We start from the raw sequence: 13,871 nt of genomic DNA on the forward strand, positions 1-13,871 counted from the left end.
TCGCACCCCGGCGCCGGCCAGCAGGCCGGCGCCGGCACTCATTCGTACCGCAGCGTCACCACCATCGCGCCATTGGCGATGCCGGGTCTGACCCGCGCTTCGGTCTGCACATAGCGCGCGCGCATCCGCACGGCGTAAGTCCCATTCGGTGTTGTGGTGAGCGTCAACCCACTGTCACGGAACACGCCGTAGCCCACCGGTGTGTTGTCCGGCAGCGCCACCTGGATGCCGAGGCCTTTGGCCGTGTCGGGATGGTCTTTGTTGCTGAGCGCCATGATCGACTGGGCCGCATCCAGCACCGGCGTGCTGGGATCCACGCGTAGACCGATGCGGTTGGCCACGCGGCGGCCGCCTACTTCGCCCGTACCGCTGTCATCCTGGAAATACGCCGGCTGCCTGCCGAAGAACGCCGGGCACCCGCTCAGCGGGACGATGAACATCGTCCATGGCGTGGCCGCACCCGGTGCGTTCAGCTCGCGCTGCGCCCGGCGGCCCATCGACACGGTCACATCGCCCACCCGGCAGGTGCCGGTCACGATGTTCAACTGCCCGACGATCTGCGCTTCCCAGATATTGATGCCGCCCGTGCCCAGGGTGGACTGGCGCGCGCGTGGAAGCGAACTGCCCTGCAACACGCCCGCACTGATCGGACCGATCTTGTACAGGCTGAAATCCAATTGCTTGTTGAAGGTCACACGGAGCGGGGCGGTACCGACGTCGTAGGCACCCGGATCGAACGGGAACCTGTTCCCGGCGTACCACACCGCAATGCCGACGCCGGGAATGGAGGTCTTGTAGATCCCGGGCAACCCCGATGGTTCGCCCGGGACCCCTATGTAGCCATTCTCCCGTTGCACACGACCGGGTCCACCCGTGCACCTGATGAAAGCACCTGAGCCGCTGTTATGCCGTGCGGTATAGATCTCCGTGCCGTCCGGCACATCGGCTCCCACGGTGATCGTGCCCTGGAGGGGCAGGTTGATCTGGAACGGAGTCGGCCATTCAGAGGGATGTTCGCAGCTCTGCGCCAACGCAGAGCCTGCGTTGCACAGCGCCAGCGCGGTCAGCAGGCGGTAGGAAAGAATTTGCTTCATGTCATCACCAGTTGTGGAAGTAGGCCGGGCGTCGACCGGGCTCACTCACCAGAAGTTTCACCAACCCCCGCCATACACGACATCGGATGGGTCTGATTCCGCGCTGTTGTTAGCGCAATGTCACCCCTCTGGCCCTCCGCGCGCCTGGTCCGCCCCTCCTTGCCGGTCTGCCACGCCGAGGTCAGCCCCGCGCCTGCACAGTGTCAGCCGGTGCCGTGTGGCCTCCCATCGGATGCGTCCGAAATGCGAGGGCGCCGCCTCAGTGGGCCAGCGATGCGCTGGCCTCATGCACCGCGCCGACGTCGGTGATGGTGCTGTACTCGATGCCGATCGCGCCTGGCGGCCGTGTGGCAAGCCCGTCCAGCGGGAACACCTGGGCGGCACGCGGCGCGACCATGCCGCTTCCGGTATCAGCCGATACCTTACCGTCGACGGTCAGCGAGATCGCCGCGAAGCTGACGTGCCACGGCGTCGGATTGTCGACCTGCACGGCCAGGCCGCCCACGCGCTGCTGCAGCGACCAGCGCAGCTGGCGGTGGGCACTGTCTGCTTCGCCGGGCAATCCGGCGGGACGATAGAACAGCTTGATGCGGCTGCGGAAGGCCAGGTCCAGTTTGTCCTCCCCGGCGCTGGACGGCGGGATCTCCAGCACGTTCACCCAGTACAGCGATTCGCGGTCGCCAGGCTGCGCCGGGCCGGTGAAACGGATACGCACCGCCTGTCGGGTCCCGGCGTCCATGCGCAGCAGGGGCGGCGTCATCACGAACGGGGCCTTGGCCTCTTCCGGCGGGGTGTCCTGGTCACCGTCATCGATCCACAACTGCACCAGCGCAGGGCGTTGCGCCTCGTTGTTCAGCCCCAGGGTGACCTCATTTTCGTGCGCGGGATAGACCACCCGCGTGCCGGCGATCACCACGCCAGCGTGCGCCGATGTAACGGGCAACAATGCGGCAAGGAACACCAGTGCAGGCAGCATCCGCATGACAGCAGTAACCATGGTCTTCTCCGACAGGGCAGTGTCACCGCGCAAGCGCGGGCAACACCGTCAGGATGGATCCATTAACGCTGCTTCACGCCAACCCTTGGAATAGGACCGGACCCAATCATGTCGGCTGGGGTCCGATCCGCCGCGACGCAGGATCAGCGACGATCGGCCGCTTCGGCCGGAACCTGGCTGCCCGCCAACGGGCGCACGCCATTGGGCGAGGACGGGTCGACGATCACCATGGTTTCAGTAGACCCATCCGGCCACACCACCTGGAAGGTGCTGCCTGCCGGCAGCGAGGTGAATGGCATGGCACTTTGCGCACGGAACACCGCGGCGACCTGGCTGGCGCCGACGCGACGCGCTTCCGGCGTGGACTGCACCTTGGTCAGCTCCACCGCGGACAATCGTCGGTAACGATCTTCCTGGGTATCGATCATCAACAGGCCGACCGCACCTGCCGAATAGGCGACGAACAACGCCACCCAGAACCAGAATTTCGCCCCGTGCAGGATTCGACGGTACTTCATCGCCCTTTCCTCTTTCCAATCAGTTCTTCGACCCATTCGGTCATTTTTTCGGCACCCTGCCGCGATACCGCAGCGTCGTATACAAAATCAGTGAAGTCCTGCCCTTCATCCTGGCTGCAGATGCCGCCGTTGGCGCAGAAGCTGTTCATCAGCACGCTGTCGCTGCCACAGGGCATGCCCAGTTCGCAGGCCGCCACGCGCCAGGCCAGTTCGCTCAGTGCCTCGCCGGCCACCATGCCGGTCATGGCCCGGTCGCCGGATGCACGCAGCCCCATTGCCGGGGCCAGCGCCATGTAGGCTTCCGGATCATGCGAATCGCGCACCCGCTCGACCAGGCCGCGCCGGTAGTCTTCGTCGCTCTGCAGCGGCTGGCCGTCGGCCAGCAAGGAGGCTTCGGCGGCCAGGTTGCCGCCCTGCGCGGCCTGCCGGCGCTGCGCGAACACCAGCGGGTAACCCAGGCCATCACTGGCCACGAAGCCGCCGCAGCGCGCGGCGACACGCTGACGCGCCGAGGCCATCGCGGTCGATGCACGCTCGCCCATCCCGGTCAGCACGCTGTTGTCCAACTGGTAACCGCCGGGATCGTTTGCGTACTGGCTGCAGTAGTCATAGACCCGGCTCAGCATCCAGCGCGCCTCGACGTTGCCACTGTCGGCCTGGCCGCGCAGGCGCTGGGCGAAGGCAAACAGATCGGTGTCGCCTTCCATGTCGGCACGGATGTCCAGCGGCAGGCCGGAAGGCACCGCGTTGAGCGAACGTTCGCTGGCCCCAAGCCGGCGTGCCAGGGCCGCGGGCAGCGCGGTAGGCGTGGCCTGCGTGTCCGCTGGCTGCGACATTCCAGCGTCCATCGCGGCAGGACCGGATTCCTGTGCATGCAGCAGCTGGCCGCCCATGCGCATGCCCGCTGCGCCGAGCAAGGCCACGGCCGGCACCACGAGCAACCAGGTTTTAAGGGCCGGGGCAAACGCCATCAGGAGACAAGCCATTGACAGGCAAGGCAGGAACGTGAGTCTAGCAAGGGGATTGCCCTCTGTCTGGCCCGCCCCATTCATTCTCTGCATGCCTTGAGATGGCTGCCGCCGTCCAGGATCGACTAGCATTCCCTTCTTTGCCGGACCTCGCCTGCCACCATGCCGTTCCTGGAACTGACCCTGCGCTGCACCGAAGCCACCCAGCCCCGCTACGAAAACGCACTGGAGGACGTCGGCGCGTTGGCGGTGACCCTGCTCGATGCCGAGGCCGACACCAGCAACGAACAGGCCATCCTGGAGCCCGGCGTCGGCGAGACACCGATGTGGGACACGCTGGTCCTGAGCGCGTTGTTCCCGCATGACGCCGATGGATTGCTGCTGCTGGCCGCGCTGGAAGCCTTCGACGATGGACTGGACTGGTCGACGGTGAGCTTCCGTGCAGTGGAAGACCAGGACTGGGAGCGCGTCTGGCTGGACCAGTTCGAGCCTTTGTCCTTCGGCGAGCGCACCTGGATCGTGCCGTGGAACCATGAACTGCCAGACGCCGCGCAGGCTGCGGATGCGGCCGTGGTGCGGCTGGACCCGGGCCTGGCATTCGGCTCCGGCACCCACCCGACCACGGCCCTGTGCCTGCGCTGGCTCGATGGCCTGGCCGGTGAGGGCCTGCTGCAGGGGCAGCGCGTGCTCGATTTTGGTTGCGGTTCGGGCATCCTGGCGCTGGCCGCGTTGAAGCTGGGCGCGGCCGAGTCGATCGGCGTGGACAACGATCCGCAGGCGCTGATCGCCACCGCCGACAATGCCGAGCGCAATGGCGAACTGCCGCGCCTGCATGTCTACCTGCCACAGGACGAACCGGTGGCCACCTACCCGGTGGTGGTCGCCAACATCCTGGCCTCCGCGCTGGACGCACTGGCCGACCTGCTGGCTGCCCGCGTGGCCGCCGGGGGCCGCATCGCGCTGTCGGGCATCCTGCACGGCCAGGAAGACGAACTGCTGCAGCGATACGCCGCCTGGTTCGATGACCTGCAGGCGACCCAGGACGGCGACTGGATGCGCATCACCGGCGTGCGACGCGCCTGATCGCGCGCAGACGTGATTGAATAGCCACTGGATCCGAGCCGGTACATTCATGTCCGAACCGAACCCGCCCCGTCGACCATTGGCAACCTTCCTGCGTCCACACGCCGGGTCGCAGGCCGACGTCGATGCGACCCCGCTGGCGGAGCCGTCGCTGCCTTCAGCCGACGCGTCCCCGGTCACCGCAGACGACACTGCCGAAGCGCCCGTCGCGGAGGCTGCCGCGATGGCCGGGGAAGTACCGGTGCAGCCCACCGCGACGATCTCCGGGCAGGTGCCTGCTGCGGCCGCGGAACCCATGCGGTCCCAGGCAGAGCCGGTGTTCCTGCGCGGTGGCGGGCATCGATTGCGCACGCCGCGCTGGCAATGGGCCATGGTGGCCGCGCTGTCGCTGCTGCTGCTGCTGCAGATCGCGCTGGCCGACCGCGCCCGCCTGGCGGCAGATGCCAGCACCCGTCCCTGGGTCGCAGGCCTGTGCAGTGTGCTGCGCTGCGACCTGCCGGCCTGGCGCGAACCGGCGGCCTTCACCATGATCAGCCGCGACGTGCGGCCGATGCCGCAGCAGGCCGGCGCACTGCAGGTACAGGCGAGCATCCGCAATGACGCACGGTGGGCACAGGACTGGCCCGTGCTGCGACTGTCACTGTCCGACGCCGACGGTCGGGTGATCGGCAGTGGTGTGTTCGCGGCATCGGACTATCTGGGTGCCGGGGCACGCACGGCGGGGCTGCTGGAACCCGGCCAGAGCGCGCAGATCGCCTTCCAGGTCAAAGAGCCGTCGGCGTCCACGGTCGCCTTCAATTTCGAATTCCTGTGAGGCCGGCCGGGCGCCTGCCCCGTGCAGGGGCGGCCTGCTCGCGCTAGACTGGCCGCCACCACCTTCTTCGCCAGCGCCAGCCTTCGCCCCGGCGCGGCCACCAGATCGGGATTCCCATTGAACGCTGTACTCTCTCGTCCTGACACCAGTCGTGGCGCTGCGCGTCCTCCGCTCCGCGAACATGTTGCCCAGTCCGTGCGCCGCTACCTGCGCGACCTGGATGGCTGCGATGCCGATGACGTGTACGAGATCGTGCTGCGCGAGATGGAAATTCCCCTGTTCGTTGAAGTGCTGAACCATTGCGAGGGCAACCAGAGCCGCGCTGCGGCGATGCTGGGCATCCACCGCGCCACCCTGCGCAAGAAGCTCAAGGAATACGGCATCACGGCCTGAGGCGGCACTGCATTACGTGTGAGGGCGCCCCAAGGCCTACAATATCGGCCCCGCCTGCTGCCGTTGCCCTGCCCCCATGAGTGCTGACCTGCTGCCCGTCCGTCGGGCCCTGCTTTCCGTTTCCGACAAGACCGGCCTGATCGCGCTGGCCACTGCCCTGTCCGCACGCGGCGTGGAACTGCTGTCCACCGGCGGCACCGCCAAGGCGATCCGCGAGGCGGGCCTGGCGGTCAAGGATGTCGCCGACGTCACCGGCTTCCCGGAAATGATGGATGGCCGGGTCAAGACCCTGCACCCGATGGTGCATGGCGGCCTGTTGGGTCGCGCGGGCACCGACGATGCGGTGATGGCCGAACATGGCATTGGCGCGATCGACCTGCTGGTGCTGAACCTGTATCCGTTCGAATCGGTCACCGCCAAGGCCGACTGCGCGCTCGACGATGCAGTGGAGAACATCGACATCGGCGGCCCGGCCATGCTGCGTTCGGCGGCGAAGAATTTCGCCCGCGTCGCCGTGGCGACCGACCCGTCGCAGTACGACGAACTGCTGGCCGAACTGGCCGCGCATGATGGCCAGCTGTCTGCCGCCAAGCGCTTCGCCTTCTCGGTGGCCGCGTTCAACCGCGTTGCCCAGTACGACGCGGCGATCAGCAATTACCTGTCGGCGGTTGCCTCGCGCGAGACCGCGGTGCCGGTGCGCAGCGAGTTCCCGGCGCAGATGAATTCCTCCTTCGTGAAGGTGATGGACCTGCGCTACGGCGAGAACCCGCACCAGAGCGGCGCCTTCTACCGTGACCTGTATCCGGTGCCGGGCACCCTTGCCACCTTCCAGCAGCTGCAGGGCAAGGAACTGAGCTACAACAACCTGGCCGATGCCGATGCCGCGTGGGAATGCGTGCGTCAGTTCGAGGCGCCGGCCTGCGTGATCGTCAAGCATGCCAATCCGTGTGGCGTGGCCGTGGGCGCCGGCAACGGCGACGCCTATGAGTTGGCCTATGCCACCGACCCGACCAGCGCCTTCGGCGGCATCATCGCCTTCAACAAGCCGCTGGACCTGGCCACCACGCAGGTGATCCTGGACCGTCAGTTCGTGGAAGTGCTGATCGCCCCGGAGTACGAACCGGCCGCGCTGGAATACGCCACGAAGAAGGCCAACGTGCGCGTGCTGCGCATTCCGCACGGTGAAGGCCTGAACAACTACGACAGCAAGCGGATCGGATCGGGCCTGCTGCTGCAGTCCTCCGACAACCGCGGCATGACCCGTGACGAACTGAAGGTGGTCAGCAAGCTGGCGCCGACCGACAAGCAGTTCACCGATCTGCTGTTCGCCTGGAAGGTCGCCAAGTTCGTGAAGTCCAACGCCATCGTGTACGCCAAGGACAACCGCACCATCGGCGTTGGCGCCGGCCAGATGAGCCGCGTCTATTCGGCACGCATCGCCGGCATCAAGGCCGCCGATGCGAACCTGGTGGTGGAAGGATCGGTGATGGCCTCCGATGCGTTCTTCCCGTTCCGCGACGGCATCGATGCCGCCGCTGCGGCCGGCATCAAGGCGGTGATCCAGCCGGGCGGTTCGATGCGCGACGCCGAAGTCATCGCGGCCGCCGACGAAGCCGGCCTGGCGATGGTGTTCACCGGCGTGCGTCACTTCCGTCACTGACGGACAGTGGATTCCTGGGGGTGCCGGCCGGCTCGCCGTCATCCCGCGTCCCCTTTCCTTTCCCCGCGTATCGGAAATCCCTCAGCATGAAGATCCTCGTCATCGGCTCCGGCGGCCGCGAACATGCGCTGGCCTGGAAGCTGGCGCAGTCTCCGCAGGTCACCGAAGTGCTGGTCGCGCCCGGCAATGCCGGCACCGCCACCGAAGCGAAATGCCGCAACGCGGCCGTCAAGGTCACTGATCTGGATGGCCTGCTGGCGCTGGCACGCTCCGAAGGCGTCGCCGTCACCGTGGTCGGCCCGGAAGTGCCGCTGGTGGCCGGCGTGGTCGATGCGTTCCGTGAAGCCGGCCTGCGCATCTTCGGCCCCACCGCGGCTGCTGCGCAGCTGGAAGGCAGCAAGGCCTATGCCAAGGACTTCCTGGCCCGGCACGGCATCCCGACCGCCTATTACGCCGTGCACACCGATGTCGATGCGGCGTTGGCCTACCTCCGCGAAAAGGGCACACCGATCGTGGTCAAGGCCGATGGCCTGGCCGCCGGCAAGGGCGTGATCGTGGCGATGTCGCTGCCCGAAGCAGAGTCGGCGGTGCGCGACATGCTGTCCGGCAATGCCTTCGGCGACGCCGGCGCACGCGTGGTGATCGAAGAATTCCTCGACGGCGAAGAGGCCAGCTTCATCTCGATGGTCGATGGCGTGCATGCGCTGCCGATGGCCACCTCGCAGGACCACAAGCGCGTCGGCGACGGCGATACCGGTCCCAACACCGGCGGCATGGGCGCGTATTCGCCGGCCCCGGTGGTCACCCCGGAAGTGCACGCGCGGGTGATGCGTGAGGTGGTCGAGCCGACCGTGCAGGGCATGATCGCCGATGGCGTGCCGTTCACCGGCTTCCTCTATGCGGGGCTGATGATCGATGCCAGCGGTGCGCCGAAGGTGATCGAATTCAATGTGCGCTTCGGCGACCCGGAAACCCAGCCGGTGATGCTGCGCCTGCAGTCGGACCTGCTGGATCTGGTGCAGGCGGCGATCGACGGCAGGCTGGACCAAGTGCAGGCGCAGTGGGATCCGCGTCCGTCGCTGGGCGTGGTGCTGGCCGCTGCGCCGTATCCGGAAGCGCCGATCACCGGCGATGTGATTTCCGGCCTGGACCGCGTGCCGGACACTGCCAAGGTGTTCCACGCAGGCACCGCGCTGGACGCGCACGGCAGCGTGGTCAGTGCCGGCGGACGGGTGCTGTGCGTGGCCGCACTGGGCGACAGCGTGCGCGACGCGCAGGCCAATGCGTATGCCGGGGTGGCCGAGGTGAGCTGGGCGAACGAGTTCCACCGCAACGACATCGGCTGGCGCGCGATCGCCCGCGAAAGCTGAGGCGGTAACGGCGTGACGACCAACGGTCGTCACCCACCACCTCCGATCACACAAAAAAAACGCCGGGCAGTGCCCGGCGTTTTCGTGTGCAGCAGCTGTGTCCGCTTACGCGGTAAACAGCGCCTTCATCTTCTTCAGCGCGTTCGCTTCGACCTGGCGGATGCGCTCGGCGGAAACGCCATACTCATCGGCCAGCTCCTGCAGCGTGACCTTGCTGTCGGCATCCAGCCAGCGGCGAGCGATGATGTCGCGCGAACGCGCATCCAGTTCGGCCATGCCTTCGCGCAGCAGCTGCAGCTGGTTGTCTTCGCTGTCGGCGCGCTCATAGGCCATCGAAGGATCTTCTTCATTGGCCATCAGGTAGGCAGCCGGCGACGGCGGCGCGTGGTCATCGTCTTCGTCGCTCGGCGCGTCGAAGCCGATATCACGGCCGGACAGTCGGGACTCCATCTCCATCACTTCGCGTTCGGAGACGTTGAGGTCCTTGGCCACCGCAGTGACCTCGGCCGCGTTCATCCAGCCCAGGCGCTTCTTGGAGCGGCGCAGGTTGAAGAAAAGCTTGCGCTGCGCCTTGGTCGTGGCGACCTTCACGATGCGCCAGTTCTTCAGGATGAACTCGTGCATTTCGGCACGGATCCAATGCACCGCGAAGGACACCAGGCGCACGCCCATGTCCGGGTCGAAGCGCTTGACCGCCTTCATCAGGCCGATGTTGCCTTCCTGGATGAGGTCGCCCAGGGCGAGGCCGTACCCGTTGTAGCCGCGGGCCACGTGCACCACGAAACGCAGGTGCGAATGCACCAGTTCGCGGGCCGCATCCAGATCGGTCTGATCACGGAAACGACGCGCCAGGTCCTGCTCATCATCCACCGACAGCACCGGGATCTGGTGCACGGCACCGATGTAGGCGTCCAGCGAACCGAGCGCACTGGGAATCGGGAGATTGTTTGCCACAAGGGCAGTAGAGGTGTTCTGGCTCATGGGTCTCATCTTAGCAGTCCGATACTTCGACTGCTAAAGGTCAAAAAAGTTCCAGTGTTCTGGTGGCAGAACAATGGCGCTGACTACCCGTCTACCCTACCGCGATTTGGTGACAGTGGCGATAGTGGTTCGGAACACTATAAAACCCTTACCCATCAGTGGCATAGACTTGAAATAGGCTGCAAATCGCGTGCAGGCGGGCTGAACGGGCTTAGGAATTCGCCCATTCATCCGGAAAAAAGTTGTCGGGCGTTCAGCGCGTGTAGACCGGTAGCGCCGAGCCATGCCCGGCGGGGTCCCGGGCGGCATCTGCCGAACACGGCTCGGCGCCACCATTCAACTCAGTAATACCCTGCCAAGTTCAGGAAGAACCCCTTCTGGTCATAGCGCAGTTCGGTCATGTCATCGCTGAACTCGGTGAAGTTGTAGCCGCCGCCGATCTTGAAGTTCTCGCCCACCCGGCGGTCCACGCCGACCAGCCAGCCCTTGCGCACGCCGCCGTCGCGCACCTTCAGCCAGCGGTGCTCGGCCAGCCCTTCCCACTTCTCGAACAGGCGATAGCGCAACTGCAGTGCGGCGAAGTCGGCGCGGCTGTCCAGCCACGACCCCTCGCCGCGCCCGGTGCGGTAGTCGCCCCAACGCGAAGCCAGCTTGGCGGCCACTTCCCAGCGCGCGCCGAACTGGCGGATGCCTTCCAGCGACAGCACCTGCGAACGCTGGTCGTACAGGTTGCCGCCCTCCTGCCCCAGCGAGGCCACGTCGTAGAGGTAGGTGAACTTGCCGAAGGCAGCCCAGCGGGTGGTGTCGTGCGGACGCCAGGCGAAGCCCATGTTGGTTTCCACCAGCTTGGCGTCGGCCACCGGATTGATGCGGTCCTGGGTATCGGCGTAGTTCGCACGCAGCGCGACGCGCCAGTCTTCGTTGACCTTGTACAGCAGGCGGTTGGTGGTGACCCACTGCTCGCGCTGTTCGGCACCGGAGTCGTGCCGGTATTCCAGCTTGCTGTTCCACTGCGCCACCGCATCGGTGCGCCCGCCACTGACGCTGTACGCGCGGCGGTCGATCCGGCCCAGCGTCGATTCCAGTTCGCCGTCCATTACCGTGAAGCCGAGGTTCCAGCCCTGTGCCGGATAGAAGTCCATGCCGAAGGTGTGCACCAGCCCGGCGTTGTCCTGGCGGCGATCCTTCAGGTATTGGCTTTCGTTGTAGACATTGACCTCGTTGCTCAGGCGCCAGCGCTGGCCCAGCGTCCAGCCGGACTGCAGGCCGGTGTCGAACAATGGGTCGGTGCCGGTACGGTCGCTGCTGTAGCTGTAGCTGCCGTACAGGCTGTGGTCCGGCGCCATGCGGTATTCCGCATCGACCTTGCCGCCATGGCCGCGACTACCGCCACTGACTTCGGCCCCGACGCTGCTGCGGTCACCGAACAGGTAACGCGCGCCCAAGGTCAGCAGGTCGTTCTTCTCGTAGGCCCCGCCGTCGTCATCCACGGTGACCTGGCCGGTGCTGTACAGCTCCCAGGATGAGCCGAAGCGCTGCCGGTAACCGATCGCCGCCAGCAACGCGTCCACCGTCTGCAGGCTCTGCTCCTCGCGGACGCGGCGCAGTTCACCGGTCCACTGGCCGTCGTTGCCCAGTCGCCAGTCTGCGGTCAGCTGGGTCTGCTCCAGCGCCAGTTCGCCCTGCTCGGTGCGGGTGTGGCGGCCATACAGGCTGAAGTCGTCGGTCAGGTAGCCAAGGAACTCGGCACCGTACTCTTCCACCGCCAGTCCGGTGTCCTGGCGCGCCACCGAGAAGCCGGCATCGACGTCGCGCCACCAGGCGCCCACGCTCCAGTCCTGCGCTGTCCAGCCGAGCTCACGCAGGTTCGCGCGCGCCTCCACTGCCGTCGCACTGCCCGAGCGCTGCACTTCATACGGGTTGCGGCGGATGAAGCTGAGGCCGCCGTTGTCCGAATAGAACACCGGCGCGGCGGTGGCGTCGGTCTCGGTGTGTTCCACCTTTACATACGTGCCGCGCCCGGCCTGCAGGGTGAGGTCGGCGCCCTTCAGCGTGTAGTTCTCGCCGCTGCGGTTTTCTTCCACCCAGGTGCCCCCGATGGCCACGTGGTCGCCGATCCACTGGCGGCCCCGCGCCCCCATGGTCACGTCATCACTGCTGAAGCCCAACGGCACGTATTCGTAGTCCACCAGCAGCAGCTGGTCATACCCATCCAGCGGCATGTCGCGGGTGATGCTGCGGACGTTTTCGCGGGTCAGCATCGCCAGCGGCCGGGTCAGGATCAGGCGGCCCTGCAGGTCATCGATCTCGTAGTCCACGCCTTCCTGCAGGGCGACGCGGGTTTCGGTACGGCCGGTGGTGCGGTCACGCACTTCCAGCACCACCTGTTCCGAACCGGGCAATACATCGGTGTGGCGCAGGTAGTACAGGCTGCCACCGGTGCCGAGGAACTCGCTGTGCCCCGGGGCGGACTGCGCTTCGGAACCGAATACCTTCAGCTGCGACCGTGCCTCGCCCAGCGGCGTGGCTTCCAGCGAACGCCAGTTCAATGCACCGCCGTACAGCGAACGCACGTACTGGCCGTATTCGGTGCCGGTGATGCCGGTGGCGTAGTTGCCCCAGATCGCCTGGCTCTGGTCCCAGTCCACGCGCAGGTACAACCGCCCCTGCGTATCGACATCGCGCCAGGTGGTGGAATCATCGCCGTACACCGGGTAGTACAGATCCGGATCGAGGCGACGGAACACGTCGGTCGGATCGGCCTCCCAGAAATCGCGGAACAGGTGTTTCAACTCGCGATCCTGCGTGTCGGCCTGTGCGGTCAGCAGGTATTTGCCGCGCATCTTGCCCTTCAGGTAGAACGCCAGCCGCCCCTCGCTGAGGAAGCTGTCGTCGTCGCGGTCATCGGCGGCCAGCGGCTGCAGGTTTCCACTGGCGCTGTTCTTTGACACGGTGACATCGGCGATCGCCACCGCGAACAGGTAACGGCCGGTGACATCCACGTCCAGCTGCCGCTCGGCGCTGGGCATGTCCTTGGCTTCGACCTTGACCTCGTAGCGATGCCCGCCGACCGGCTCCAGGAACTCGGCCGCGAACTTCTGCTCCAGGTCCACCGGGAAGCTCTGGCCGTTGATGGTCACCCGGCTGTTCGGTTCCAGCCCGCGGCCGTAAACCCGCACGCGCGAACCGTGGATGGGGATGTTCTGCAGTCGCAGCTGGCTCTGGCCGTAGATGCCGTTGCTGAGCTGCAACGCCTGCGCGTTTTCGCCATCCAGCGACTGGCCCAGGGTTTTCTGCACATTGTCACGAGTCACCTGCAGGCCACGATCGAAGTCGGCCGGGGTGACCAGCTGGATGCGCTGGAGCTGTGTTTCATCGAAGGAATTGCCGGCACCATAAGCGCGCGCCACGTAGATCAGGTCATCACCGGTGCGCAGCTTGATCTGCTCCGGCAGCTGCGCGTCCCACTCGGCTTCGGACACGTAGCCCACCGGCAGTTCGATGCGAGCCAACGGGGTGACCAGATCGGTATCGGTGCCGCGGTACAACGTGACTTCCAGCTTCTCGATGAAGGAGGCGTAGTTGTTGTAGCTGTGGAAGCGCAGCGGACGCACCAGCCGACCGTTCTCGAACGGCACGGTAGCGGCGGACTGCACGCTCAGGCTCGGCGGCACCATCGAGGGATCTTCGGTCGCCCACACCACCCCGCCGTTCGGCAGTTCGGACATGAAGCCACCGGCCAGCGTGGCAGGCGCCACGGGCACCGCGTCGGCGCTGCTTGCAGAGGGAAGCGTCGCACCTGCGGAAGGGCCGTTGTCACGGATGCGCAGCAGCAGGCCCTCGTCGTTGCGGCAACTGTCCGCTTCGCAGCGGATCGGGGCCTGCGCGGTCGGAGGCAGCACCTGCTGGGCCGCGGCCGGCAACGACGGAACGAAGGCCGCCAGCATCAGCAGCGGCAGGATCGGGCGATAGGGTTTGCGGGTCTTGTCCATG

General features: G+C 66.4%; 11 protein-coding genes. 5 read left to right on the forward strand and 6 right to left on the reverse strand.

The genetic code is table 11. The features are described from left to right. Positions 1 to 38: 38 nt before the first annotated feature. The 4 genes from IFT63_RS16745 to IFT63_RS16760 all read right to left on the reverse strand — a co-directional run bounded on the left by IFT63_RS16745 (position 39) and on the right by IFT63_RS16760 (position 3,580). On the reverse strand, positions 39 to 1,139 hold the full coding sequence (locus IFT63_RS16745; protein ID WP_192085178.1) for a hypothetical protein: 1,101 nt from the start codon (positions 1,137 to 1,139) through the stop codon (positions 39 to 41). 214 nt (positions 1,140 to 1,353) lie between these two features. Next, positions 1,354 to 2,091, reverse strand: a complete 738-nt coding sequence (locus IFT63_RS16750) for a fimbria/pilus periplasmic chaperone (protein ID WP_197974446.1) — start codon at positions 2,089 to 2,091, stop codon at positions 1,354 to 1,356. 143 nt (positions 2,092 to 2,234) lie between these two features. Continuing rightward, complete coding sequence (locus IFT63_RS16755; RefSeq protein ID WP_042612675.1) at positions 2,235 to 2,609, reverse strand: hypothetical protein; 375 nt, start codon at positions 2,607 to 2,609, stop codon at positions 2,235 to 2,237. Further along, positions 2,606 to 3,580 carry a hypothetical protein gene (locus tag IFT63_RS16760; protein ID WP_042612676.1) on the reverse strand — a complete coding sequence of 325 codons (975 nt, stop codon included), beginning with the start codon at positions 3,578 to 3,580 and terminating at the stop codon, positions 2,606 to 2,608. The genes IFT63_RS16755 and IFT63_RS16760 overlap by 4 nt, the downstream gene beginning before the upstream one ends. 159 nt (positions 3,581 to 3,739) lie before the next feature. Here IFT63_RS16760 and prmA point away from each other — a divergent pair, with 159 nt between their 5' ends. The 5 genes from prmA (at position 3,740) to purD (ending at position 8,897) form a co-directional block, all read left to right on the forward strand. Next, a complete protein-coding gene (prmA, locus tag IFT63_RS16765) occupies positions 3,740 to 4,660 on the forward strand; it encodes a 50S ribosomal protein L11 methyltransferase (protein ID WP_192085179.1) in 921 nt (306 codons plus the stop codon). Between the two features lie 49 nt (positions 4,661 to 4,709). Beyond that, on the forward strand, positions 4,710 to 5,474 hold the full coding sequence (locus IFT63_RS16770) for a DUF3426 domain-containing protein (RefSeq protein ID WP_192085180.1): 765 nt from the start codon (positions 4,710 to 4,712) through the stop codon (positions 5,472 to 5,474). Between the two features lie 117 nt (positions 5,475 to 5,591). Further along, a complete protein-coding gene (fis, locus tag IFT63_RS16775) occupies positions 5,592 to 5,867 on the forward strand; it encodes a DNA-binding transcriptional regulator Fis (protein ID WP_042612679.1) in 276 nt (91 codons plus the stop codon). 76 nt (positions 5,868 to 5,943) lie between these two features. After that, positions 5,944 to 7,527: a bifunctional phosphoribosylaminoimidazolecarboxamide formyltransferase/IMP cyclohydrolase gene (gene purH / locus IFT63_RS16780; RefSeq protein WP_192085181.1), complete on the forward strand. Its 1,584-nt coding sequence runs from the start codon at positions 5,944 to 5,946 to the stop codon at positions 7,525 to 7,527. An 86-nt stretch (positions 7,528 to 7,613) separates the two neighbouring features. Continuing rightward, positions 7,614 to 8,897 carry a phosphoribosylamine--glycine ligase gene (gene purD, locus IFT63_RS16785; protein ID WP_042612681.1) on the forward strand — a complete coding sequence of 428 codons (1,284 nt, stop codon included), beginning with the start codon at positions 7,614 to 7,616 and terminating at the stop codon, positions 8,895 to 8,897. Between the two features lie 105 nt (positions 8,898 to 9,002). Here purD and rpoH read toward each other — a convergent pair whose 3' ends face one another. Then, complete coding sequence (rpoH, locus tag IFT63_RS16790; protein WP_042612682.1) at positions 9,003 to 9,878, reverse strand: RNA polymerase sigma factor RpoH; 876 nt, start codon at positions 9,876 to 9,878, stop codon at positions 9,003 to 9,005. 341 nt (positions 9,879 to 10,219) lie between these two features. Beyond that, positions 10,220 to 13,870, reverse strand: coding sequence for a hypothetical protein (locus tag IFT63_RS16795; RefSeq protein ID WP_249404516.1), 3,651 nt, complete (start codon positions 13,868 to 13,870; stop codon positions 10,220 to 10,222). Position 13,871 lies beyond the last annotated feature (1 nt).

The organism is Stenotrophomonas sp. CFBP 13724 (assembly GCF_014841975.1).
GTDB classification, from domain to species: domain Bacteria; phylum Pseudomonadota; class Gammaproteobacteria; order Xanthomonadales; family Xanthomonadaceae; genus Stenotrophomonas; species Stenotrophomonas lacuserhaii.